A 25,267-nucleotide genomic window follows, 5' to 3' on the forward strand; every position below is an offset into this window, starting at 1 on the left:
TAGAATAACTACATAAGAAAAATACCGCCTTGTTATCATATCATTTATCCAGCGCTATATCTGATCACATATCTAACAGAATTGGTATTACCATCAAGCAGCATACTGTTTGCTTAGGGCACTTGTCTATGCTCCATCGGGTCTATGAGACCCAGCTTTTGCTAATGTGCTGTTTGGCACAAAAAGTAACGGAACACGACACTTTAATGTATTGATTTAAACGAGTTGTGCGGATATGATAATAACTATCATTTACAATTAGCCTTGGATCCCCACGCTATGAATTCATTGTATAAATCAGTCAAAACCTTGGGCGTGAGCCTGTTATTCGCCTCTGCATTTAGCTTTCAGCCGGCCTTTGCCAACGGTCCTATCGGCGAACACGTTAATCACCTACAAGAAAACCTAAAAGATTATTCCGAAGAAGTACAATGGATGATTGGCAAGGTTGATGCCATGGTCAGCGATTACGAGGCTAAAGGCAACAAGGCGGTAAACAGCGATGACCTCGTTGAATACTGGGAATCGGTTAAATTTCACAGCGCCATCGAAACTAACTATGTGCCCGTTTATGCTTCTATCTGGCAAGGGCTTTACGGCATCAAGATGGCCATAGACAATAAAGCGCCAGCGGCCGAAGCACGTAAGCAACAAGAAGCACTCAATGCCGCGCTTTGGCAAGGCCTGGGCGCAGTTAAACTGGCGGCGCAATTCCAGCAAAAAGGCCTGCTTCAGAGCGTTAAGGCTACGGCTACAGAGACCATGACACAAAGCGCCACCATGGACGAGATCAAGCATAAGCTCGACCGTGTCGTTGCCAAATATGCAGAACGCCTTGGCGATGAAGCCACGCAGATCGTTCATGACACCTACCTGCACCTGTTTGAAGGCGTTGAAGGCACCTTAATTGAGCAAGATGCCAACCTGGTAGAAGAATTGGAAAAAGACTTCAATGTGACCTTGCCAAAGGCGATCGCCGATAACCAAAGTGTCGATGACGTACGTGCTGTGGTTGTTGCCATGCAAAGCAAGCTTGATCGTGCCAAAAAACTAATTGAAAAGGCCGAAAAAGCCCGTAAGGACGTGTTCTAAGTGAAACGCAGAACCTTTATTCAGGGTCTGGCCGCCTTTGGGGTAGCCAGCACCTTGCCGCTACCCCTAGCGCGGGCATTCGCGGCCACCGCTGCCAACCCGGTATCGGTGGACAGTCTGCCCGCCCTCGAAGGCAAGCTAACCTTATACCTTGGCCGTGGCGAAGGCGGTCTGTATGAAAATGTCCTGCAAGCCATTCAAGATAAAAACCCGAATTTAGAGCTGGGTATTCGCCGCGGCCCCACCGCAGCCCTGGCCAACACCATAGTCGCGGAAGCGAAAATGGGCGTACGCCGCGCCGATTTATTCTGGGCGGTGGACTCCGGTGCCATTGGCTTGGTAACCGATGCCGGGCTGGCACAGCCCCTGCCTGCTGACTTATCGGCACAACTGCAACCTCAGTTTCGCTACCAGGGTTGGGCGCCGGTGACCGGCCGCATACGCACCCTGCCCTACAACACAGAGCGTTTGACCAAGGAGCAGATCCCCGACAGCATTATGGCCATTGCCGATAGTGACCTGAGTATTGGCTGGGCCCCGGCCTATGCCTCATTCCAGTCCTTTATCACCGCGATGCGTTTGCTTGAAGGTGATGATAAAACTGCCAAGTGGCTGAAAAAGGTGAAAAAGAAAGCCAAATCCTATGCCGGTGAACTGGGTGTAGTGATGGCTGTGGAGCGCGGTGAAGTAGACATAGGTTTTGCCAATCACTACTACAGTCTGCGCCTTAAAGCGGGTAAACCCGAAGCCAAGTTAGATCTTGCTTTTACCCAAAATGATGCCGGCTGTTTGGTTAATGCCTCAGGTATTTTGGCCTTGAATAAAGACCCGCTGGCAACCAACTTTATGCGTTACCTATTAAGCGCTGAGGTACAGGGTTATCTGGCCCGTGAGGCCTATGAAATCCCGCTTATCGAAGGCATTAAACCGCCCGAAGGATTGCCCTCACTGGCCAGCATTTCACCGCCTAAAATAGACTTAACGCAATTGGCGGACTTGCGCCCGACCCTGGATTTAATGCGTAATAACGGTGTGCTCTAATGCGCCTACCCGCTTCCTACCCCATGGCGCTGCTTGCAGCGCTCGTGGCCTTAACCCCTGTGTATGTGCTGCTCACGCTCGCCAGTGACGCCAGTAATGTATTCGACAGCCATAACCTCACCATACTCGGCAATACCCTGTCGCTGATGGTGCTTACTGTGTTGGGCTCGATCATTATCGGCGTGCCCCTGGCCTTTATCAGCGCTTATGTGCATCTACCGCTGAAGAAGATGTGGCTAGTGGTGTTTGCCGCGCCCTTAGCCATCCCCAGCTATATCGGCGCTTTTACCCTGTATGCGGCCTTTGGCCCGGGGGGAGAAATCAACCAGCTGTTTGGCATAGCCACGCCGCCCATGTATGGCCTAAGTGGCGCCGCCATTGTTATGACCCTGTACACCTTTCCCTTTGTGATGCTGACCACCCGCTCTTCACTGCTGAGTCTCGATGCCAGCATGGTCAATGCCGCAAGAACCCTGGGCATGTCGATGACCATGAGCGTATTTAAGGTGATTTTACCCCGGGTGGTAAACGGTATTGCCGCCGGCGCCTTGTTGGTGGCCTTGTATACCCTGTCCGATTTCGGTACCCCGGCGATGATGCGCCTCGATACCTTTACCCGGGTGATCTATGTGGAATACAACGCCTTTGGTTTAAACCGCGCCGCCATGCTGTCGTTGCAGTTGATGTGTATAGTCGGCTTTTTGCTGTTTTTAGAATCACAAATAAAAACCGCCACCGAGCGCCATGGTCGTCCCTTGATCTTATTCCCCAAGCCCTGGCAAGTAGCGGCCCTGTTCGCCACCTTCGCCCCCGTACTGCTATTGGCGATAGGCCTGCCTTTGGGCATTTTTTCGCTGTGGCTGGCCCGCGATGGTCTGGCCGAGTTCGACTTTACCATTGCCTGGCATTCGGCCTACGCCTCGGGCATAGCGGCACTGGTGGCGGTGATCGTTGCTATCCCTGTGGCCCATGCGGCGCTTAGCGGTAAGGCCGGTCGTGTTATGGAACGTATTACCTATTTTGGCTTTGGTATTCCCGGTATTGTCATGGGCACCGCACTGGTTTACGCCGGCCTGCAACTACCCATGCTTTATCAAACTCTGGCTCTGCTGGTTATCGCGTATGTGCTGCGGTTTTTACCCTTGGCGGTGGGCTCGGTGCGCACCAGCACCGAGCATATGGACGCCAGTTTAGTTAAATCGGCGCGGGTATTAGGAGCCAGCCCACGAGAGGCCTTTACCCGCATCACCTTGCCGTTGACCGCGCGCGGTATAGTCGCAGGTGCTGCCTTGGTATTTTTAGAATCAATGCGAGAATTAGAGGCCACACTCTTGCTCGGCCCGACTGGATTCGAGACATTATCGACGTACCTATGGCGCGTCTATGAAGCGGGCTACTTTGGCCGCGCCGCCATCCCCGGGCTCTTGCTTGTAGTGATCTCCGCCTGTGGTTTAGCTATTATGCTTTCCGGTGAAAAACGCAGTAATTAAGGATCAAGAATACATGTTATCTGTTAGTAAGTTGGCTATCGATTATGGTAGTAATCGGGTCGTAAGCGACTTAGATCTCTCATTGGGTGAGAGCGAGATCCTGATGCTGGTTGGTCCTACCGGCTGCGGTAAAAGCACCATTTTACAGGCCCTCGCCGGGCTTATTCCAATCAGCGCCGGAGAAATCAATCTTGGCACCTGGCGCGCCACCCCAAAGTTACATGTGCCCCCGGAAAAACGCCGTGTCGGCATGGTGTTTCAGGACTTTGCCCTGTTCCCCCATCTCACCGTACAGCAAAATATCTGCTTTCGCTTAAAGGACACCTCCTTAGCGGAGCACTGGATTGAACTGCTTGGTCTTGGTGCCTTTGTCGATAAAAAGCCCGCCACACTGTCAGGCGGCCAAAAGCAACGGGTGGCATTAGCGAGAACGCTCGCTCACCAGCCAGACTTTGTGCTTTTAGATGAGCCTCTGTCGAATCTGGATGCGGCGCTTAAAGACACCTTGCGCTGGGATATTCGCAATGCCTTAAAAGACGCGGGCGTCCCGGCGATTTGGGTGACCCACGACCAAGAAGAAGCCCTGTCGGTAGGCGACCGAGTCGGGGTGCTCAAAGACGGACGTATTCAGCAAATCGATTCTCCTGAGCACTGCTTTAGCCTGCCGAGCAATCGCTTTGTGGCACGCTTTTTAGGCGAAGCCAGCTTTATTGCCGGCGACTATCAACACGGCCAAGCCAGCACCGCTATAGGCATAGCACCGGCGCAAGGCATAGATTGTGATGCAGGCGCCGTGGATGTGCTGCTGCGCCCCGATGACGTGCTGTTGGCGCAAAATGGCGATAACAGTAACGGTACCGTAACCTGGGTGCGCTTTGAAGGCGGCAGTCGCCTGTGTGCGGTTGAGTTGACCTGCAATACCCTAGTCACCAGCCGAGTAAGCCACGAGGTGATGGTACGTCCCGGAGATAAGGTGCATATCTCGCTCAGTACCTCCCATCCCTTGGCTGTGTATCAGCAACGTCAATAAAAAAACCTTACTAGGAGCCCGTGATGCTGGGCTCCCGCTCCCCACTCTAACCTGACCAGTTTTTTACCGCCTAAATTTAGGTAACTCATTGCCTTTACTAAATAAAGCCTAGTTTTTAGAATTCAAAAGGTGCTAAGGTAAGTATCATATTTTCTCGCTCTACAGCCTTAGCCATCCAAGGAAGACGGCATGATAGTCCCCAAGTATTGGTCCGAATCGCAAGCAAAAACCCGTGCCAACAACCGACAATACACAATCAAGCGCTTTGGCTGGTCAGATATCAGTGAAGAAGATGCAAAGCAACACGCGGATCAGCGTCTTGATGACGCACTCAAGACCCTGAGCGAGCAAGGCGATGTGCGACGCATTGATCATAAAATTTCCTATAACGGTGCTGAGGGTATTCCCATCCGCGAAGAGGTCGTCTCTAAGCATCAAGACGTGGTTATTTCCAGAAACTCCTATGGCGCCCTGTGCTTAAATACCCCGGATGTGATGTTTGCAGACATAGATCTCGATAGTGCGCCCTCGACGAGACTCGTTACCTGGGTGTTTATTGGCCTGGCACTTGCTGGGGCTGTTGCAAGCGTGTTCACTGGCTCCTGGTGGGTTTTATTTGCCGCGCTAATGGCGTCGCTGATGCTCTCTTCACCCATTGCGGGTTTTATCAATAATCAGCTAATTAACCGCAGGGGTGGTTTGGAGCAAGAGGCCATCACCCGCTTTCAGCAGGTCTCTGCCGATAATCCAGTGCTTCATATGCGCATTTACCAGACATCCATGGGCTTTCGCATTCTCTTTATGGAGCAAACCTATGAGCCCACCAGTGAGGGCTCGGCGGCGCTGTTAAAAAGTCTTGGCTCGGACAGGGTCTATATGCAAATGTGTCGCAATCAGCGCTGTTTTAGGGCCAGGGTCAGCCCCAAACCCTGGCGAGTGGGCATAGAAAGGCTTCGTCCGCGCCCTGGGGTCTGGCCTATTAAGGCGGAGCGCCTTAAAGAGCGGCAGGACTGGATAAACGCCTATGAGCGCAAGGCCAATGATTATGCCTCGTGCAAATTTATGATGAAACTCGGCTCCGATATTACCGACCCAAAGGCAATCCATGTGATGAGGCTGCACGACGACTTGTGTAAGGCTAATCGCGAATACAACCTTGCCTAACGGCCTAAAGAAGATGAAAAAATCCAACAAAATAATCATCTTGGCGCTATTTTCTTACATCCTTGCGGCCTTTATAGACAGCTATTTTCTGTATGCCCACGACAAGGAAAGCATTACCTTTTTGCCTCATACCCTGTTTATTTCCTTTTGCTGTTTTGCCTGGTGTAAATACCACGGCGCAGAGAACTCAATAACCCATCCTGGTTATTTTCCCTTGTTTTGCGCCCTAATCGGTTTTATCGGCATTCCCGCCTATGGCTACAGTAAATTCGGTTTTAAACGAGGCAGTAAGATATTCGCCGGATTTTTAGCCTGCCTATTTGCCACTATGCTGTTGCTCGGTGCTGTCGATTTTGGGGTTAAAGCCGCATACACATAAGTGGCTTATGCCTTGTTTATCTTAAATATTTTTAACTTGTAATATTTACCGCTAGAATGGCGCCGAACCCAAGCCCCATGCCTTGGGGCCAAGAGATTTAATCGAGAAGGGAATTTTATGTTTTCATGGATTTTTAAGAAAAAACCCAAAATGGCAAAAGAGCTAAACCACACCATTTTAGGCACGCTAAAATACGATAGCGAGAGTAATAAATGGGTGGGCAACTATAATAACAAGGCCATCACCCTGGAGCACGAACAGGGCGCCTTAGAGCCAAACCCGCAGCTAATTTCTTACGCTGTACAAATAGTCAGGGACTCGGCCTGGGTAGAAACGAATTTAGAAAAACAAAAATCCACATTTGCCCAGCAGCAGAGCTCGCTCTCACCGACGCAAATAAAGGATCTTGCCTCCCTCTATATTCAAAGCATGCACTTTTATCTGATAAAGGATAAAGGCTATACCTATTTTATGTTGGGCCCGGATGATTGCGAAGACGTCTGGCAATTGGAGTTGCTCAACGAGAAAACCTTTGAACTTGCGGTTAACTAGCCTCATATAGGCACAACCACGGCCTTAGTTATAAGTTGTGCCTTCAACACTCCCACTAGTCTACAATACCGCCCTTACCTATCCAATTAACAAAAATACGTCCTAGTTCAGTGGCTTAAATAGCAATTTCCACACCTAAATAGCAGGCTTAAAATTAGGCACTATACTAATCTATCTAACGGGTTTGGTTTCAAATTGGTTGTTCCGATAGAGGTGTTACATACCTGCTGGGGGAAGCCGATAGGCAAGGAACAAAGCGGTTAAAGAGGTTTGCAGCCAAACGATTATTCACCTTAAGGACGCTCAACAATAAAGCGTTCGGGTTGAACAGAGGGAACTATGAAGGTGCCTCTAGGTTTGGGATTTCTTTTAACTTACCTTGTTTATCAGGCAGGGCAGACCCCCTTTTATGTGGGGGCCTGGCAACTCGATGAGGCCAAAACCCTTGCCAGTCTGCTTTCGCAGCATGAAATCCCCGCAGAAGAGCGACTTATGCTTAGGGATAATATCAACTCAGGTATTGTCCATGTCTTGCATGAGCATGCCTTTACCACCTACCCCGCCAACCGCATGCCCGAGCAGCTCAAGTTTACTCCCCATAAGGTGGAAATCCTTGGTGACACTACGATTAGAACCACCTATTTTAGCCGCCCCCAAAGAGCGGATATCATTCAGATCCTCACCTTTGAAAGCAATTGCTACTATATACGTGCCAGTAAATGGCAATTTAAACAGTATTATTGCCGGGTGGAGTAAGGGTGCAAACAAGCAACAGGCCGCGCCAATAAAATGTTCATATAACGCTTTTAGATTCTCTATAACCAGGCTGTCTAATAACCGAGTTCAAAACCAAGCACATCTGCTTGTTGCCCCCTAGGTATACTGCTAACTTATTGCTCTAAATGAAAAAAGTTAAATTTATCAATAAGGGGTTAGATATGAATAACGAACAACGCCGCGAAATAATCAAAACAAGCTGGGAAATACACAACTTAGTTGAAAGTAGTTATTTAGCCCTTACAGCGGCTAAAGGGGAACCACAATGGCTGGAGAAACAGCGGGTTTTGCTTGCTGACATGGCAATTCATCTACTGCAAACGTCACTCAACCCCGGTGAACTTGACTTAGAAAAGCTTAAAAATAACCTGCATGCAATTTTGACCATCTCAGATCAATTTTTACCGCATGCCGAGCTAAAAAAGGTCACCGAAAAAATCTATAAATAACGCCCAAGTGTAACAATCCCGCCTCTCGAACCTACTGACACAGAGCCAGCCAACCAGGTAGTCACTTCACGCTTCTACGCCCTTCTTTTAACACTCGACACCTCTCTAAATAAAATCTGCTTAGGTAGGCTCATTGTTTTTACACTAGAGTTAAAGTATCGGACTTTAGTGAGCGGAGGCGATTATGCTTTTAAAACGACTAAGGGTGTTCACCCTGATTCTGGTCTGCCTGCTGCTGACCTGGTTGGTACAAGCCGAATACAGTTACTGGCAACAACAGCGCCAATGCGTGATGCGCTGCGAACAACTAACCCCGGTGAAGGCTGCTGCCATCAATGATATTCGTTACAGCGACAGCGCCGAACTGTGCCAGTGCAGTACGGACGGTGAACAGGCCATTTTGCTAAATTGAGCCTGAGTAAAAGGCCATAAAAAAAGCGCCTTACGGCGCTTTTTCACTATTTTCTGCTTATACCAAATCTGTTAAGTATGTGAGCAGAGATAGCGCTGGATAAATGATGTGATCACAAGGCGGAATTTTTCTTATGTAGTTATTCTACATAGAAAAATTCCAACACAGTGAGCACGATATTTAGCCCGCTAGAATAATTAGCTATTTAAGTGAATTGGTATTACTTCGTCAGGTCGTCAAAGAACTTTTTCACGCCATCGAAGAAACCTTTCTCCTTAGGACGGTACTTTGAGCTGTCTTTGCCCATGCTCTTTTCCAACTGCTCCAGCAGTTCACGTTGTTCGCTGTTCAAGTTAACCGGGGTTTCGATCACTACTTTACAGATCAGATCACCCACTGAGCCTGAACGAACCGATTTCACACCTTTACCACGCATACGGAACATTTTACCCGTTTGCGACTCGGCCGGTATTTTCAGTTTGGCGCGACCGTCTAAAGTCGGCACTTCAATCTCGCCACCTAGGGCAGCCGTGGTGAAGCCAATCGGAACTTCACAATACAGATTGTTGCCATCACGAACAAAAATCGGGTGCTCGCGCACGCTCACCTGCACATACAAGTCACCCGCTGGTGCGCCATGGGCGCCCGCTTCCCCTTCGCCAGCCAGGCGACTACGGTCGCCGGTATCAACACCCGCAGGGATCTTCACCGCCAAGGTCTTGGTCTTTTCTACGCGGCCCTGGCCATGACAACTGTTACAAGGGTCCGAGATAACCTGACCTGTGCCCTGACAGGTTGGACAGGTTTGCTGCACCGCAAAGAAACCTTGGCGCATCTGTACCTGACCTGCACCGTGACAGGTGTGACAGGTTTTCGGCGTTGAGCCGGCTTTAGCACCCGAGCCATCACAGGGCTCACAGCTAACCCAGGTTGGAACCTTGATTTCGACGTCTTTACCACGAACCGCCTCTTCCAGGCTCAGTTCCATGTTGTAACGTAAATCGGCGCCGCGTTGTTGACGAGACTGGCGACGGCCACCGCCGAAGATATCGCCGAATACGTCACCAAAAATATCACCGAAATCACCGCCGCCACCAAAGCCGCCGTGACCACCGCCACCGCCTTGTTCAAATGCAGCATGACCAAACTGATCATAGGTTTGTCGTTTCTGCGCGTCGTTAAGAATTTCGTAGGCTTCTTTCACCTCTTTGAACTTGCTCTCAAGTTCCTTGTCGCCGGCAGTACGATCCGGGTGATATTTCATCGCCAGGCGCTTATAAGCCTTTTTAATGTCGCGGTCACTGGCGTCTTTGGCTACACCCAGTACCTCGTAATAATCGCGTTTTGACATATCTACCACTATTTTTAAAAATCTACATACACTAAGGGCGCGTCAAGCGATTTCCGCCAGCGCGCCCCGTGTTGCAACAAGTATATTACTTGTCGTCTTTCACTTCTTCAAACTCAGCATCAACAACGTCGTCGTCTTGCTTTGCTTGCTGCTGGCTACCTGCATCGGCGCCACCTTGCTGCTGGGCTTTCGCTTGCGCGATTTCCATTAGCTTTTGTGACTTCTCGATAAGCGCTTGAGTTTTCGCATCGATTTCTTCTTTGCTTTCACCCTTGATAGCCGTTTCTAGCTCGGCTACCGCCGCTTCGATAGCTTCTTTATCTTCTGCAGGTAATGCATCACCGGCTTCTTCGATTTGCTTACGGGTACCGTGAACCATGGCATCGGCTTGGTTACGGGCAGTTACAAGCTCTTCGAACTTTTTATCCGCTTCGGCGTTGGCTTCAGCATCACGTACCATTTTTTCTACTTCTTCATCGCTTAGACCTGAAGAAGCCTGGATGGTGATCTTCTGCTCTTTACCTGTGTCTTTATCTTTTGCAGACACGTGTAGGATACCATCGGCGTCAACATCGAAAGTTACTTCGATTTGTGGCTCACCACGGCGTGCCGCACGAATACCTTCTAGGTTGAACTGACCCAGCGACTTGTTGTCAGCCGAGCGCTTACGCTCACCTTGTAACACATGAATGGTTACTGCACTCTGGTTGTCGTCAGCTGTCGAGAAGGTTTGCGACTTCTTCGTTGGAATCGTCGTGTTTTTCTCGATCAGCGTAGTCATAACCTGACCCATGGTCTCGATACCTAGAGACAGTGGGATAACGTCCAGTAATAGTACGTCTTTTACTTCACCGGCTAGTACACCACCTTGAACCGCAGCACCTACGGCTACCGCTTCATCTGGGTTCACGTCTTTACGTGGCTCTTTACCGAAGAACTCAGCAACTGTCTTCTGTACCAGAGGCATACGTGTTTGACCACCAACTAGGATGATGTCGTTGATATCGCCTACAGACAGATCTGCATCAGCAAGGGCTTTCTTAAGTGGTTCGATAGACTTGGTTACCAGGTCTTCAACCAGTGACTCAAGCTTCGCACGAGTCAACTTCACGTTCATGTGCTTAGGACCAGTTGCGTCTGCTGTAACGTACGGCAGGTTCACTTCGGTTTGCTGTGCACTTGAAAGCTCGATTTTCGCTTTTTCAGCCGCTTCTTTAACACGCTGCATGGCTAGCGGGTCGTTACGCAGGTCGATGCCTTGCTCTTTTTTGAACTCGTCAACCAGGTAGTTGATTACACGGTTATCGAAGTCTTCACCACCTAAGTGCGTGTCACCGTTGGTCGCTAGTACTTCAAAAGTGTGCTCGCCTTCAACTTCGTCAATCTCGATGATTGAGATATCGAAGGTACCACCACCTAAGTCATATACTGCAACTACGTTGTCGCCTTGTTTGCGGTCCATACCGTAAGCAAGTGCTGCAGCGGTTGGTTCGTTGATAATACGTTTAACATCAAGACCCGCGATACGACCGGCATCTTTAGTTGCCTGACGCTGTGAGTCATTGAAGTAGGCAGGAACTGTGATTACCGCGCCTGTTACTTCTTCACCAAGGTAATCCTCGGCGGTCTTTTTCATCTTTTTCAGTACTTCGGCTGAAATCTGAGGTGCAGCGCGCTTTTCGCCCTTCACTTCTACCCAGGCGTCGCCATTGTCTGCTTTAACAATTTTGAACGGCATGATGCCGATATCGCGCTGTACTTCTTCGTCTTCAAAACGACGACCGATAAGACGCTTGATTGCAAATACTGTGTTTGTAGGGTTAGTTACCGCCTGACGCTTCGCCGGCTGACCTACTAGCGTTTCACCGTCTTCGGTAAACGCAATGATAGAAGGGGTAGTGCGATCGCCCTCGGCGTTTTCAATTACGCGCGGCTTGTCGCCATCTAGTACTGCAACACACGAGTTAGTAGTACCTAAGTCGATTCCAATAATCTTACCCATGAATCTTCTCCAACTTCAAAAATCTGTTTAACTGTTTGATGCTTTACTAAATAGGGGTCAGTTTTGCTAATTCAAGCGCGATAGCTAAAAAAAATTCGTTTTTTTGAAATTTTTTTCAAATTGACCACTCTACAAACAAGGTTTACGCGTTAAACTGGTCGGACAAGAACAAATAGGAATCAGATTATGACTTTTGATCAGCTTATGGCCTTGGTCAGTGAAAAAGACACCCAAACCCTGCAGTTCCCAGAGACATGGACTCAGGGGCGCACCGCTTTTGGCGGGCTCTCCTGCGCCTTTGCTTTGCAATCCATGTTGCTGCATTGCCATGACGAGCGCACCCTACGCTCCTTTAGCGCCCAATTTGTCGGCCCCATCGCCCCGGATGAGCCTTTTACCTTGTCTTTTAACTTGCTGCGTGAAGGTAAGAATTCAAGCCAATATGCGGCCACTATTACCCAACATAATCAGGTCTGTTTAACTGTGCAGGGCTTGTTTGCCAAAGACCGCGCGTCCATTGTTGAAGTGCCCTACGCCCAATTGCAGGGGAAACAGGCGCCTAACGCCGATAACTGCTTGCCCTTTGTGCAGGGGGTGATGCCCAATTTCTTCCAGTATGTGGATTTAAATTTAGTGGCAGGTGGCATGCCCTACAGCTCCAGCCAAGCCACTGACTTAAGTGGCTGGATGCGCTTTAAAGAGCAAACGCAAGATTATGACTGGACTCATCTTATCGCCCTGATTGACAGCTGGCCGCCGTCGCAGCTTCAGGTTTTCCCAAGCCCGGCGCCGGCCAGTAGCATGAGCTGGCATGTGGAATGCCTGCATCTGCCAAAGCTTAGCGCTGGCGACTGGGTGGGGGTGGATATCACCACCACGGCTGCCCACAACGGCTATGCCTATGAAGATGCCACCTTATATACCGAGAGCGGCGATGTGATAGCCCAAAGTAAGCAAACCGTCGCCTTATTTGCCTAGGCAGGTTTTAGCTAAATTGTGGTCGGTGTCCAGGCACCGGCCATGGTCCAGGTTGCCAATGTTCCCGCCACTGGATTGTCACAGGCACTTAGCCGCTTTTAAATTTCCCCTGCCCTAACCACATTTTTATCTTACTCAGTCACCACTTAGCTGCATTTATGTAACAATAAGTTACTAGGATTAAGCGCCTAAAACGGCTATTCTTACCAGATACGCGGTAATTTATTATTTTTGGGAAGCCATGCGTCTAGCCTGCTCACATTGTGATTTCATTGTTGAAGTTCCAGACTTAGCAGCCGGGCAAGTCGCCAAGTGTCCTCATTGTCGCAGCCAAATTAATCTTCGTACCGAAAATAATGATGCCCAGGTTGTCGCCCTAAGCCTGAGCGCTATCATACTTTTGCTCAGCTCGGTGTTTTACCCCTTTATTTCTTTTTCCAGTAACGGCCTGACCCAGACCATCACCCTGCCCGATGCCGGGCGCATGCTATTTAACTACGACAGCACCTTGCTTGGGGTGTTTATCGATATCAGCATTATTATCTTGCCGCTGCTGATGCTGATCTTGCTGGTGCCCTTGCACATGGGTTTACTGCGCAGCCTGCCCAAACAATGGGGAAGGCGCGTTCTAAAGTTCACCCTGGCGCTGGAACTCTGGGTGATGTCGGAGATTTTCCTGGTCGGCGTGTTGATCAGCATGGTTAAGATCATGAGCCTGGCCGATGTGTCCTTCGGGCAGAGCTTTTGGGCCTATGCCGGTTTTGTGATCTGTTATATCGCCACCATGAGCCGGGTTAACAATGAGCGTTTATGGCAGCAGATCAGTCCCTATCAGGATGTGCCGGTCAGCAGTGGTATTCGCGCCATAGATGCGCAATTACGCGCCTGTCATACCTGCCATCAGTTAACCACAGAAAAACGATGCCCCAGGTGTCACACCGCCACCCATTTTCGCAATATGAAAGGGCTGCAAAAAGCGGCGGCCTGGCTGATCACCTCTGTGCTGCTTTATATACCCGCCAATGTATTGCCTATCATGTATACCACCAGCCTGGGCTCTAGGGAGGCATCGACGCTGATCGGCGGTGTTATTTTATTATGGGAAGTGGGCTCTTACCCCATAGCGACCATTATATTTTTAGCCAGTGTGGTGGTGCCTTTCGCTAAGGCCATGGTGCTGGCCACCCTGTGCGTACTGGTCTATCGTCAGGTTGGCAGCCGATCAGGCACCTATACGCGCCTGTATCAGGTGACCGAATTTATCGGCAAGTGGTCGATGATCGACGTTTTTGTGGTCGCCCTGTTAGTGGCCTTAGTGCAGCTGGGCAATCTTATGTCTGTGGAGCCGGGATTCGGCGCCATGTGTTTCGGAGCTATGGTGATCTGTCAAATGCTCGCCGCTCATTCATTCGACCCAAGATTGATTTGGGATCCCCCCGAACAGGTAAAGGGAGTGGTAAATGACTAAACCTGCATACATACAAGCCGCGGCAAGAATTTCACCGATTTGGTTGATCCCCTTGCTGGCGCTGTTTGTCGGTGCATGGATGTTGCTTGAATATCAATTAGATAAAGGGCAAACCATCTATATAAAAATGGCTCAGGCCGAGGGCATAGTCGCCGGTAAAACGGAGATCAAGGTGCGCAGCGTAAAAATAGGCACGGTTGATGCCATTCGCCTGGCCAATTCACGCGATCATGTCATAGTACGAGCCCAAATCGATAAACATTACGACTCCTTACTGAGCGAAGACGCTAAGATGTGGGTGGTAAAACCACGCATCGATGAAACCGGCGTTAGCGGTTTTAGTACTCTGCTTTCGGGGGTATATATCGAATTTGCCCCTGGCGAAAGCGACGAGCTGGTTAACCGATTTGAATTACTAGAAGAGCCGGCCCTGATTGGCAACGACGTCAAAGGCGCCCGCTATAAGCTCTCCAGCCGTAATGCCGAAGTACTTGAAGTTGGTACAGGCGTCTACTTTAAAGGTTATCTTATCGGCCAAATCGAAACCGCCCACTTCGACTGGGATCAACAGGTGATGCGCTATGGCCTGTTTATCAATGCACCATACGAAAATCTGGTTACACTCAACACAGTGTTTTGGGTGCAATCCGGCCTTGAGGTGAACCTGGATGCAGATGGCATCAGTATCAAAACCGGCTCACTGTCTAAACTGCTTAAAGGCGGCATTTCGCTAGGAATTCCCGAGGACAATTCACCGGGTCCCGTGGTTAAAGAAGGCCATACCTTTAGTCTCAGTGAAAGTTACAGCAAGGCACTAGAACAACGCTTTTATGATTTCGACCATTACCTGGTCCAGTTTGAACAGTCGATCCGTGGCCTGCGCGAGGGCGCACCGGTGGAATACCGTGGCATGCGCATAGGAACGGTAGAGCAGGTACCTGCCGAGGTGATCATAGATGGCGCTCCGGCCCACTTTGGCGATACCAGCAGTGCAGTGCCCGTGTTGGTGCGCATCGAATACGGTCGTCTCTATCGCGATACCCAACAAGCAAGGGAATATTGGCAATCCCGCGTTGAAGGTTGGTTGGCCGAGGGCTTAAGAGCCTCGCTTAAACCCGGCAACCTGCTTACCGGCGCCGTGTATGTGGATTTAGACATGTATCCGGATGCCGAGCCGGCGGTGCTGACCAAACGTGGTGAATATACTGTATTCCCAAGTACATCGAGCGGTATCTCGGCGTTAGCGAACCAGCTCAACGATGTGCTTAACAAGGTGAAAAACCTCAAGGTCGAACAAAGCCTGTCCCAATTTGAGCAGACCATGGCCAATTATGAAGCTCTGGCCGCGGATATGCGCACCTTTATTAATGAGCCTGCGACACGCGCCCTGCCCGGTGATATTAGCAAGGACATGGCCGATATCAGCCAAAGCATGCGTCAGTTCGAGCAAAGTATGGAGCAATTTGAGCTGACCATGGCCAGCTTCCAAAACGGCTCCGGCATGTATCAGGAGCTGCAAAGCACATTACAGCAAGTACAGCGCCTGATGGACGAATTACAGCCGCTGTCCCGAGGCCTGAACGAGCAACCGAATATGCTGATTTTCGACAAGGAGCTGCCCGTCGACCCTACCCCAAGGAGTAAAGATTAATGTCGCGATTACTTACATTACTGATGGCCTGCGCCCTGCTCGGCGCCTGCTCAAGCAGCAGCACGAGTTTGCATCATTATCAGTTGCAAGGCACAAATCAAAACGAGGCGCTGGGTTCCCTGTTTAGCCGCGATCATCTGCAAAGCGAACACCTGCTGCGCCTAAGCCCTATTGCTGTGCGCGGTACACTGAATAACCGCGCCATGGTGATCAAACGCTCCGAGCATCAGGTGTACAGCGCCAACTATCATTTTTGGGCCGATGCACCGGCGCATTTACTGGCCACCATGGCGCAGTCGCAGTTGATGCAAGAACTCGATAAGGTGATGGTGGTCAAGGGTGCAGATGTCTATGCCGAGCAGTTGCAAGCCTCATTTTTTCAGCTCGATGTCAGCATAGAGCAGTTTAATGGTGGTTTGGACAACAATGCGGAAATAGCAGGCACCTGGCGACTGTCTAAGGTGGATGCCAAGGGCAAGCTGCATGTGTTGAAAATTGCCCGCTTTTATCACAGCCAAGCCCTGGCCGAAGATGGCTACGAAGCCCTGGCTAAGGCCTTAAGCCAAGCCTGGCAACAAGCCTTGAGCGAAATGAGCGCTGAGATTAATAAGTTAATTTCAAATACCTAATGCAGTGAGTCCCTTGTATGGGGTTGTCCTTGTAATTCGGGGTTTGCCGCCATGGTTGTAGGTCGGGGTTCACCCCGACAAAGTGTATATGCTGTATATTTTGTCGGCCTAAAGGCCGACCTACAGACTTAAAAAGGCTCCCGAGGGAGCCTTTTCTATTTGCTTATTGCCAGCTTACGACGCGGTGGAAATCAGCCACCGACTCTATTTTCGTTTGCTTGGGCAAATCTGCGAACGGCTTGTCGGCAAACTTGGTGCCGCGCAGCTGCACGTTTAGACGTGCCGCCTCCGGGTTCATCATGGTCTGCTGATAGAAGTCCTGCATATCTTTAAGAGTCAGCGCTTCAACGGCGGCCAGTAACTTGGCACGACTGTCGAACTCAAAACGCTCACGATACCAATCCGGCATCAAACGACTCAGCTCGTCGGTCAGGTTCTTCGGCTGCTCTTTTAACGCCACAAGAGAGGCATTCTTTAACTGAGCAAAGGTGGCTTCGTCCAGCTCGGCTAACACCTTGGCGTATTGCACCTTGAACTCATCGAAACGCGCCTGCATCGCCTTGGCATCCTTCACCGGGGTTTGGATATACAAGCCAATACCGGCGTAATCTTCCAATGGACGCGCGGTGGCGCCAACGGCGTAGGCCAGTTGCTCTTCGGTACGCAGCTTATCGAATGCCACGGTACGGAAGTGACCCTGTAACACGGCGGCTGCGGCTTTTTGCGCATAGCCGGATTGTGGGTGATACGCCATATCGATAATGGCCACATCGGCAACTTCTATATCTTTTTGTACCACATAGGTTTCACCGGCTTTAGGCTTCCAGGTTTTCGAGCGGGTATAGTCGCTGTCTTTTTGTTGCTCAGGCAGGGCCTTGGCAATGCTTTGGGCGATGGCGGCAACGCTGGCATCGTCATAGTTACCAAAGGCGAATACGCGCACATTATTGCGGCTTAGTACGTCATCCATCAAGGCATTAAGATCCGCAACAGTAACACTGTTAGCAGTGGCAATCAGCTGCTCGCTGTCATGGCTGCCAGAGCGCACCAGATCCGAGTACAAACCAAAGGCCTGATAGAAGGGGAACTGCTTCTTGGCATTTTGCAAACCACGGGTATAGCGGTCTACTGCCTGAGCAAAGGCTTGCGGCTCAACATCTAGCTTCAGGTTGCCCAGCGCTTCACTCAGTAACACAGGCTGTTTATCGGTAAAGCCACCGACGCTTAGGCTAAAGCCATTGCCCGGATCCATGTTGACCGCCATGCCGGCGATCGCCGCCTCGGTCGATAATGCCGCTTGCGACAGGCTATAAAGATCGGCCCACAGGCTTAGCAGCACACCGGCCTTGATATCCTGCTGCGCTTTCGGACTGTTCACATACACCTCAACCACACCCTTAGGCTGCTCGGCAAAGTACTGACTCGGCTGTAACCACACCTTAACGCCATTTTTATCATAGCTGATGCTAGGCTTTTGCTCTGTATTAGCGGCGGCGGTTTTGATATCAAAATGCTCTGGCAATAAGCGGTTTACGCTAGGCAGAGCCAGGGCAAACTGGCTCGGCTGCTGCCAGCTGGCTTGCTCTTCGGCGCTGATGTCTTCGATGCGGTATTCACCATCATAGAAGTGCAGCTTGCTGTCGGTTTGCTCGCCCTTAGACACATACCAGACGCGCAGGGTATCGGCATTTAGCTGATCTAACACCTCATTAATAGCGCGCTCGTTAAACTCGGCGTAATAATAAGGAGCGTTAATGGCATTATTAAGCGGGTAATCCTGCATGCTTTGCGTCAGGGCCGACACATAACCAAATTCGTCGCTCTTTTCCAGGAACTGGAACTGGTTATTAAGTGAGGTACGAATTTCACTGAAGTACTTGGCGTCAACGCCATTGGCCTTAATCAATTCGATATAACGCATAATGGTGGCGAGGATCTCTTCGCGATTTTGCATGCCGACATCGGTCAGCTCGACATTCACATTCAATTCGCCATAGTTGCCATACTTGTTGTATGAATCCGAAACGCTTAGCTGTGATACCCAACCTTTATCACGCAAGATTTGCGCCGGGCTGCCCGGCATTTCGTTGCTTAGCAGGTAAGAAACGAAACGGTTAGGCTTGTAGGCAAAATCGTCACGGTTGTTTTCAATAATAAAATCAAGCTTAAGCTGTTTTACGTCTTCGTTTGGCTTGTAGTGTACACGCTTGCCGCCAACGTTTTCGTAGTTGAGTGCATGAGTCACGCCTGGCTTGTCGATGCCCTTATTCTTAATATCGGCAAAGTACTGTTTCGCCAGTTGGCGCATTTCATTTAGGGGACGATTTGAAATCATCGCCACCTTCATAATGTTTGACGAATAATAGGTATTGTAGAAGTCTACGGTTTCCTGATGCAGCGAGCTGCCTTCTTTATCGCCCAGAGTTTCCAAGTTACCGATAAGGAAGCGGTTGGCCGGGTGCTCACCCATCATTTTACGAGCCAGTTTAAACTGACCGAAAAAGTCCATTTCGCGGCGCATCGACCACTCAGCGTTTACCGCGTTTTTCTCTTTGTCTGTATATTGCGGGTACAGCTTAGGTGATTTAAAAAAGTCGCTAAAACGGTCCAAAGCTTCGCCGTAGGCATCGTTATTCACCTTGAACATATAGTTGGTGATATCCAGCCAGGTATAGGCATTATGGGCGCCGCCGTTTTTGGTCATAAAGTCGCTGTAACCCTGGGTATCAGGATAACGCTCGGTGCCAAGAAACAGCATATGCTCTAAATAGTGCGCCATGCCCTGCTGCGTCATGGGGTCATTTAACAAGCCCACACCCACACTTAAGGCCGCCGCCGATTTTTCCGCACTCGGATCAGACACCAGGATCACCTCGATTTCGTTATCGAGTTTTAGCGTTTCATAAGCACGCTTATCGTTAGGGCTTACTACTAATGTGTCTGGAACAAGTTGCACTGCGGTGTTAGTGGGTGTCGAGGTTGCGCTGCAACCAGCCAACACGGCCAGCGCTAGCGCGCTAAGGACGATTGTTTTCTTCATTATGCTGAATCTTATTGATGAATATTGCCCTTCATAATCAAAAATCACCGTTTAAAATGCAATAAAAAAACACCTAAGTTTGTAACAGATTATGAAAATCTTGTTTGCTTATTAGCCATAGAATTGTAATAACTATGCTAACCACATGGTATTTTTGCGAATTTAATACCAATACTGTTATGTATGTGATCAGAGATAGCGCTGGATCAATGATGTGATTACAAGTCGGAATTTTTCTTGTGTAGTTATTCTACACATAAAAATTCCAACGCCGTGAGCATGATAATTTAGCCCGCTAGAATGATGAGCTACTTAAGTAATTGATAGCAGACCTAAGGAGTCTTAACGTGACCAGCCAGCTTATACTTGCCCTGTTTGCCCAGGTGCTACTGACCTTGATAGTGATGGTAATAATGGGGCGCCGCCGCTTTGGGGCAGCGAAAAAGAAACAAATACAGATGCGTCAGTTTGCCACCATGGAGCTCGGCTCAGCGCCAGAGTCGGTGCAGGTCGCCGGACGAAATTTTATCAATCAATTTGAAATCCCTGTGCTGTTTTATGTGGCCGTGCTCTGTGCCCTCGCCACCAACAATTCGGGTTATGCGTTTGTTGCGCTGGCCTGGTTGTTTGTCTTAACCAGAGTCATTCACAGCGTCATCCACCTAAGCACAAACCACCTGCGCAGCCGCTATTTTACCTTTTTAGCGGGTTGCGTGGTGGTTCTGGCCATGTGGCTGACGCTGGTTTGGCGATTTATCTAACTATTTATTAGCGCGTTCTTAGCGTACAGTGCGGCGACGTAATGCCACTAACAAAGCCAGCGGCGCAAACCACCAGGCGGCGCCGGAGTCAGAGTCCGACTGGGGCTCAACCTCATCGATCAGGGTATTTTCAACCGGGGTCAGATCGATTGCCGAATTCGGGTCATTATCAATAACAACAATATCGTTGATCATCACCAGGTTGGCACGCACCGCATCTTCGCCTTGGCTACATTGCTCTGCACTGTAATCCAGCATGGGGATCTCGCCACAGGTTTGCAGTGCATTAATGGCATTGACCACCTTCATGCCCTCGCCGATAACCTGACCAAATACGGTGAAACCGCCGTTTTGCAGATCTAAATTGGCACTGTTGTCAGCGATATTAAAAAACCACTGGCTGGTCGCACTGTTTACCTTGCCGCCAACCTTAGCCATGGCTATGGTGCCAGCCACATTGGAAAACACCGGCTCATTGATAATGGGTGCCTGCGTTTCAATGGCTTCGGCCTGACCGTCAAAGCTGTATGCACCGCCTTGAATAATAAAGTCCTCAACCGAACGGTGAACATAAGTCGATTGATAGTCGCCACGCTCTACATAACCAAGAAAGTTAGCTACCGTGGTTGGCGTTTTTTGGTCGAAAAGATTGACCTGGAAACTGCCTTGTGAGGTTTGGAACTCAACTATGGTGGCATGGGCCTGTGTGGCTAGGGTTGCAGCAGCGATTGTCAGGCCGGTGGCCACACTGGTTGCCAGAGGTGTTGCAGCGCGAGAAGCTTTCATAAAAATTCCTTGATTATCTTTTTCGCCTACCTTAGCGCCCACCGCCCCCTTTCTCCACGACTAACTGAGCGCAAAAACAAATTGATACCTAAATGTAAACGGTGATTACATTTAGCCTAAACTTTTATAATAAAAAGTTATAAACATTTAAATTTATAAAACAAATTGAGCTTATCAAACCCGCTGCAATTGCCTACTATGGTGTGCATGATTTCAGCAACTATTCGACAGTGACCATGAACAAGAATAATAATGTCATTTGCGACTTTGGTGTACATAAGGGCGAATCTTATAAACAACTCCCTGCTTGCTTCCTCAATTGGATGATAGGTGTAAATCACCAACAGGCGGGTATCGCTAAGGCCGAACTAGCGCGCCGCGAGCAGGCGGTACAAAAAAGTGTTAATGCCATAAATCACTGAAGAAAAAGACAATAGCCGCATACCATCAGAGTAAAAAGCTAGAGTAAATAACCTAATTAGCCTTTGATGCTAATGAAATCTTCATAAAACTACATTAAGATCGGCGTACTTATTCGTTCAAGGGAATCGTATCGTGCGCCTTTTGTTTTTAGTTTCAGCCGTTTTTCTCGGCGCCTGCACACAATCAAGTAACATGGATGTCGCGCCAGACGCGCCTGCCCAAACCCAATACCTCACAGTTTTGCATACCAATGATCATCATGGCCGTTTTTGGCCCAATGCTCAGGGTGAATATGGTATGGCCGCCCGCGCCACGCTGCTGACACAATTACGCGCCCAAGCACAAGAACGCAATGACGCGGTGATCTTACTTTCCGGCGGCGATATCAACACCGGCATTCCCGAGTCCGACTTACAACAAGCAGAACCTGATTTTAAAGCCATGAGCATGCTCGGCTATGATGCTATGGCCATAGGCAACCATGAGTTCGATAATCCATTATCTGTGTTGGCTAAACAGCAAAAATGGGCGAATTTCCCGCTGTTAAGCGCCAATATTTTAAATAAAGACGATGGCAAGCATGCCTATCAGCCTTATGTAATGCTCAATAAACAAGGGCTTAAAATTGCCGTGTTAGGCCTTACCACCACGGATACGGCAAAAATCGCCAACCCGGATTTTATCGGTGCCTTCGACTTTATCGACCCCACCAAGGCGACCAATGCCATTTTGGCGGATTTGCAGCGCCAGCAAGCGGATGTGATTATCGCCGTAACCCATATGGGCCATTACACTAATGCCGGTCATGGCATTAATGCCCCGGGCGATGTGACCCTGGCACGACAGCTGGCCCCTGGCGCCATAGACATGATAGTCGGCGGCCACTCGCAAGAGCCCGTGTGTATGCAAGACACCAATGTTGCAGTTGCAGATTATCGCCCGGGCATGGCTTGCCAGCCGGATAAGCAAAACGGCATCTGGATTATGCAGGCCCATGAGTGGGGCAAGTATGTGGGTGAGGCGCGCTTTGCCATCGAAGGTGAGCAAGTGACCCTACTTAACTATCAACTTCATCCGGTAAATCTAAAAGATAAGCAAGAACAATGGGTTGGCAACTATATTGAGCCCGACCAAAACATGGTGAACTTCCTTGCCCCTTATCAAGCCAAGGGTCAGAGCAAGCTAAGCGTTACCCTGGGAAGTACCCAGGTGCGTCTTGAGGGCGATCGCAACAAGGTGCGCTTTATGCCTACCAACCTAGCACAGGTGATCACCGAAGCACAAAAGCAGCATGTAAAGGCCGATTTTGCGGTGATCAGTGGCGGCGGAATTCGCGACTCCATCGTCGCCGGTGAGATTAACTATAAGGATATCCTGCGCGTTCATCCGTTTAAAAATCGCATCGGTTATATCGATTTTAGCGGCCAAGATGCGCTGGCCTATATTCGCAAAATAGCGGCCTACCCGGCTGACTCTGGCGCCTATGCTCATTTCAACAATGTTACTGCCATCTGCGACGGCGCTACATTAAAGTCGGTACGTATTAACGGTGAGCCGATCAGGCAGACAAGACCTACCGCATGAGCATTAACAGCTACAATGCCGCCGGTGGAGATGGCTATCCAAGGCTTAATAATGATCCGCGATTTGTCGATAGCGGCGATGCCGATGCCAGCGTTTTAAGCGCGTATGTGCAAAAGCACAGCCCGCTCGACACCATTGAGGTGCCCGCAGCCTTTACTTGCCGATAACCTCAAACGCCGAGGGTTCTGTGATGCTAAGCCCATAGTGATGGACCCGCGAGCGTGACCCTTCACCATGGGCTTTAGGCGGGAAGTAAGGGTCTTTTTGCTCCCCGTCCTCGGTGAAGGCTTCGTCTAACGCGGCGCGGATCTCGCTCAGGGTTTTCTCCAGGCTATTGCTGAAGTTCGGACGCTTACGAATGGTGTGGCCTAATTCAATCAGGCGTGAGAAATACTTGTGCGCCAAATCCAATAGCTCAACCGGCACATCTTTATTTTGATTCAGGGTCACAGTAGGGTGCTCTATGGCAAACTCCAACAATGCCAGATAAAAGCACAGCGGCTTGTTGGCCAGGGTCACACGCATCCCATGTTCACCATAACGTATACTTTTATCAGCCAAGTCCAATAACAGGCTCTTTTTCTCCACCCTAATTTCTGGCTTCTCGGCCAACACCTGCAACTTAACCTCCATGGCCTTAAACCAGGGCCAAATAAACAAGGCCGCCAAGATGCTCAACAACAGGGGTAAAACGCTAAGCCCATGATGCAACGGCATGGGCATCAATGAATATCCTATACTCAGCTCACCTGCTCCGGGGCGCTGCAACAACAAGTGCTTTGGCGCCGCCGCTGAGTTGATGGTCGTTGTGCCTATTTGTTGTAATTGCAGCGGGTAATCCTGAGCCTGCAAATGCGTGTTCAGTTTCTCTATGTAGGCTTGGGTAAGCTCAACATCGGCGGGCACTTCCAATAAAGGGTACGCCAAGCCAATATGGCTGCTATCTAAAGCGATACGTGTTTTCAACTGCGCCAATGCCTGTGCCTGGCCTTGCTGCCAGCTGCCATACGCGCCCAGGTAATAGGCCAGCATACTGATAAATAAGGTTCCGAGCGCAAACAAGGTGATCGCCTTTTGCGCATTAAAACTGCGATTGGCAAAACGTCGGCGCAACAGCGACACCACTAAGCGTCTGGTACTCATTGCCCCGCTCCTAAATATTGACCACCGCCCTGTTGACACAGCCAATAGGGTTTGGCGCCATTAAAATAACTGGACTCACGCCCTTGTGCCAGGGTCATCAGCCTGGTTTGAATGGCACAGGCAAGATCAGGATTATCCGCAGCCCGTTTAAGATACCAGTGACTACCGCTGATATTGCTGCCAATGGCGGTGATATAGTTCTCGGAAAAACGCTGATGGTCCGATTGCTGCCAGTAAGAAGAGATAATATCTAATTCGCCCAGCGCTAGCTTGTCACGCAGCGCATCATGGGAGTTCACAAAGGTGATATCCAGGCTATCAAGGTTAAGATCCAAATCCTTAAATACCTGTTTGGGGATAATATGCCCCGAGCGACTGGTGGGATAGTCAATTAGGCCGATACGCTTATCGAGAAAATACGCTTTCTCTAATTTTGGCTTTTCATGACTGGCAATAAAGTAAGCTGTGTAACTGGGGTAACCAATCAGCGGCGTATAGCCATAGGTATTGCGGGCATCAAAGGCGTGGATCATATTGTCCTTGGCCAAAATCAGGTGCGCCAGGCCCTTACCAAGAAAATGCACCTCGTATTGAGACGAGCCGCTCCAATAAGCAAAGACTTCACCATATTGTTTTGATACCACCTCATCGACACAAAGTTGCTGTGCCAGTTCACTGGCTAGGGATTGACTGGGCGCAAACAGAGTCAGTCTGGTTTTATTCCCGACGCTCAAGGTGTTACAGCTATATGAGGTGGAAAGCACGGATTCGAGCTGAGGCAAGTGGGCATTCAGACGATACTGACCGACAAGATAACTAATTAAACCAACAATGGTAATAGTTGTTAATATCAGCGCGCTGTCACGCCAGCGTTTGATCGATTGCAACGGACTTTATAGCTTATTGAAATTGCGTTGCCGACATTTCACCAGTTATTATTACTTATTGCAACAGGTAATTTTATTCATAGATTATAACCTATTGTTTTAATAGATTTATTAACAAGTAATTATGAATCCCCTTAAGTCCTTTTCTTTCACTGTAAAAACTCGGAAAATTTAACTC

Annotated in this window: 22 protein-coding genes and 1 pseudogene; 17 read left to right on the forward strand and 6 right to left on the reverse strand. The window is 49.6% G+C overall.

Features of this window, described 5'->3' with window-relative positions; genetic code table 11:
- Positions 1-279: 279 nt before the first annotated feature.
- From C2M35_RS03845 to C2M35_RS03890, 10 genes are all read left to right on the forward strand, one after another.
- Positions 280-1,092: a hypothetical protein gene (locus tag C2M35_RS03845; RefSeq protein WP_105264642.1), complete on the forward strand. Its 813-nt coding sequence runs from the start codon at positions 280-282 to the stop codon at positions 1,090-1,092.
- The gene (locus tag C2M35_RS03850; RefSeq protein WP_105264643.1) at positions 1,093-2,133 is read left to right on the forward strand and encodes a substrate-binding domain-containing protein; all 1,041 of its coding nucleotides are present in this window, start codon (positions 1,093-1,095) and stop codon (positions 2,131-2,133) included.
- On the forward strand, positions 2,133-3,623 hold the full coding sequence (locus C2M35_RS03855; RefSeq protein WP_105258750.1) for an ABC transporter permease: 1,491 nt from the start codon (positions 2,133-2,135) through the stop codon (positions 3,621-3,623). The genes C2M35_RS03850 and C2M35_RS03855 overlap by 1 nt, the downstream gene beginning before the upstream one ends.
- 13 nt (positions 3,624-3,636) lie before the next feature.
- Positions 3,637-4,653, forward strand: a complete 1,017-nt coding sequence (locus tag C2M35_RS03860) for an ABC transporter ATP-binding protein (protein WP_105201485.1) — start codon at positions 3,637-3,639, stop codon at positions 4,651-4,653.
- A 189-nt stretch (positions 4,654-4,842) separates the two neighbouring features.
- Positions 4,843-5,817: a hypothetical protein gene (locus tag C2M35_RS03865; protein WP_105264644.1), complete on the forward strand. Its 975-nt coding sequence runs from the start codon at positions 4,843-4,845 to the stop codon at positions 5,815-5,817.
- Between the two features lie 13 nt (positions 5,818-5,830).
- Positions 5,831-6,196 (forward strand): hypothetical protein, encoded by a 366-nt coding sequence (locus C2M35_RS03870; RefSeq protein WP_105264645.1) that lies wholly within the window; start codon positions 5,831-5,833, stop codon positions 6,194-6,196.
- 117 nt (positions 6,197-6,313) lie between these two features.
- Complete coding sequence (locus C2M35_RS03875; protein WP_105264646.1) at positions 6,314-6,748, forward strand: hypothetical protein; 435 nt, start codon at positions 6,314-6,316, stop codon at positions 6,746-6,748.
- Between the two features lie 339 nt (positions 6,749-7,087).
- The gene (locus C2M35_RS03880) at positions 7,088-7,504 is read left to right on the forward strand and encodes a hypothetical protein (RefSeq protein ID WP_105258754.1); all 417 of its coding nucleotides are present in this window, start codon (positions 7,088-7,090) and stop codon (positions 7,502-7,504) included.
- 182 nt (positions 7,505-7,686) lie between these two features.
- Positions 7,687-7,974, forward strand: coding sequence for a hypothetical protein (locus tag C2M35_RS03885; RefSeq protein ID WP_105264676.1), 288 nt, complete (start codon positions 7,687-7,689; stop codon positions 7,972-7,974).
- Positions 7,975-8,158: 184 nt separating this feature from the next.
- Positions 8,159-8,386, forward strand: coding sequence for a hypothetical protein (locus C2M35_RS03890; RefSeq protein WP_158677907.1), 228 nt, complete (start codon positions 8,159-8,161; stop codon positions 8,384-8,386).
- 220 nt (positions 8,387-8,606) lie between these two features.
- Here the strand turns inward: C2M35_RS03890 and dnaJ are convergent, their stop codons facing one another.
- Both dnaJ and dnaK read right to left on the reverse strand, forming a co-directional pair.
- The gene (gene dnaJ, locus C2M35_RS03895; RefSeq protein ID WP_105264647.1) at positions 8,607-9,737 is read right to left on the reverse strand and encodes a molecular chaperone DnaJ; all 1,131 of its coding nucleotides are present in this window, start codon (positions 9,735-9,737) and stop codon (positions 8,607-8,609) included.
- An 85-nt stretch (positions 9,738-9,822) separates the two neighbouring features.
- On the reverse strand, positions 9,823-11,739 hold the full coding sequence (gene dnaK / locus C2M35_RS03900) for a molecular chaperone DnaK (protein ID WP_105201492.1): 1,917 nt from the start codon (positions 11,737-11,739) through the stop codon (positions 9,823-9,825).
- 186 nt (positions 11,740-11,925) lie between these two features.
- Here dnaK and C2M35_RS03905 point away from each other — a divergent pair, with 186 nt between their 5' ends.
- From C2M35_RS03905 to C2M35_RS03920, 4 genes are all read left to right on the forward strand, one after another.
- On the forward strand, positions 11,926-12,717 hold the full coding sequence (locus tag C2M35_RS03905; protein ID WP_105201493.1) for an acyl-CoA thioesterase: 792 nt from the start codon (positions 11,926-11,928) through the stop codon (positions 12,715-12,717).
- Between the two features lie 241 nt (positions 12,718-12,958).
- Entirely contained in the window at positions 12,959-14,185 is a 1,227-nt protein-coding gene (locus C2M35_RS03910; protein WP_105264648.1) for a paraquat-inducible protein A, read from the forward strand.
- A complete protein-coding gene (gene pqiB, locus C2M35_RS03915; protein WP_105201495.1) occupies positions 14,178-15,836 on the forward strand; it encodes an intermembrane transport protein PqiB in 1,659 nt (552 codons plus the stop codon). The genes C2M35_RS03910 and pqiB overlap by 8 nt, the downstream gene beginning before the upstream one ends.
- Complete coding sequence (locus C2M35_RS03920) at positions 15,836-16,465, forward strand: PqiC family protein (protein WP_105214237.1); 630 nt, start codon at positions 15,836-15,838, stop codon at positions 16,463-16,465. Before pqiB ends, C2M35_RS03920 begins: the two co-directional genes overlap by 1 nt.
- 163 nt (positions 16,466-16,628) lie before the next feature.
- Here C2M35_RS03920 and C2M35_RS03925 read toward each other — a convergent pair whose 3' ends face one another.
- Entirely contained in the window at positions 16,629-19,505 is a 2,877-nt protein-coding gene (locus C2M35_RS03925) for an insulinase family protein (protein ID WP_105264649.1), read from the reverse strand.
- Positions 19,506-19,852: 347 nt separating this feature from the next.
- Here C2M35_RS03925 and C2M35_RS03930 point away from each other — a divergent pair, with 347 nt between their 5' ends.
- A complete protein-coding gene (locus tag C2M35_RS03930; protein ID WP_105214241.1) occupies positions 19,853-20,266 on the forward strand; it encodes an MAPEG family protein in 414 nt (137 codons plus the stop codon).
- 18 nt (positions 20,267-20,284) lie between these two features.
- Here the strand turns inward: C2M35_RS03930 and C2M35_RS03935 are convergent, their stop codons facing one another.
- Positions 20,285-21,052, reverse strand: a complete 768-nt coding sequence (locus C2M35_RS03935; RefSeq protein WP_105264677.1) for a peptidylprolyl isomerase — start codon at positions 21,050-21,052, stop codon at positions 20,285-20,287.
- A gap of 236 nt (positions 21,053-21,288) precedes the next feature.
- On the opposite strand from C2M35_RS03935, the gene C2M35_RS03940 reads away from it, so the two are divergent.
- Together C2M35_RS03940 and ushA are read left to right on the forward strand one after the other, a co-directional pair.
- On the forward strand, positions 21,289-21,474 hold the full coding sequence (locus C2M35_RS03940) for a hypothetical protein (RefSeq protein ID WP_105214243.1): 186 nt from the start codon (positions 21,289-21,291) through the stop codon (positions 21,472-21,474).
- 133 nt (positions 21,475-21,607) lie between these two features.
- Positions 21,608-23,226 (forward strand): annotated as a pseudogene (ushA, locus tag C2M35_RS03945) (bifunctional UDP-sugar hydrolase/5'-nucleotidase UshA).
- Here the strand turns inward: ushA and C2M35_RS03950 are convergent.
- Together C2M35_RS03950 and C2M35_RS03955 are read right to left on the reverse strand one after the other, a co-directional pair.
- Positions 23,213-24,202: a hypothetical protein gene (locus C2M35_RS03950; RefSeq protein ID WP_105264650.1), complete on the reverse strand. Its 990-nt coding sequence runs from the start codon at positions 24,200-24,202 to the stop codon at positions 23,213-23,215. The pseudogene ushA and the gene C2M35_RS03950 overlap by 14 nt on opposite strands.
- Entirely contained in the window at positions 24,199-25,089 is an 891-nt protein-coding gene (locus C2M35_RS03955; RefSeq protein ID WP_105264651.1) for a hypothetical protein, read from the reverse strand. The genes C2M35_RS03950 and C2M35_RS03955 overlap by 4 nt, the downstream gene beginning before the upstream one ends.
- Between the last annotated feature and the right edge of the window lie 178 nt (positions 25,090-25,267).

This window comes from Pseudoalteromonas sp. T1lg76 (genome assembly GCF_002964725.1).
Classification (GTDB): domain Bacteria; phylum Pseudomonadota; class Gammaproteobacteria; order Enterobacterales; family Alteromonadaceae; genus Pseudoalteromonas.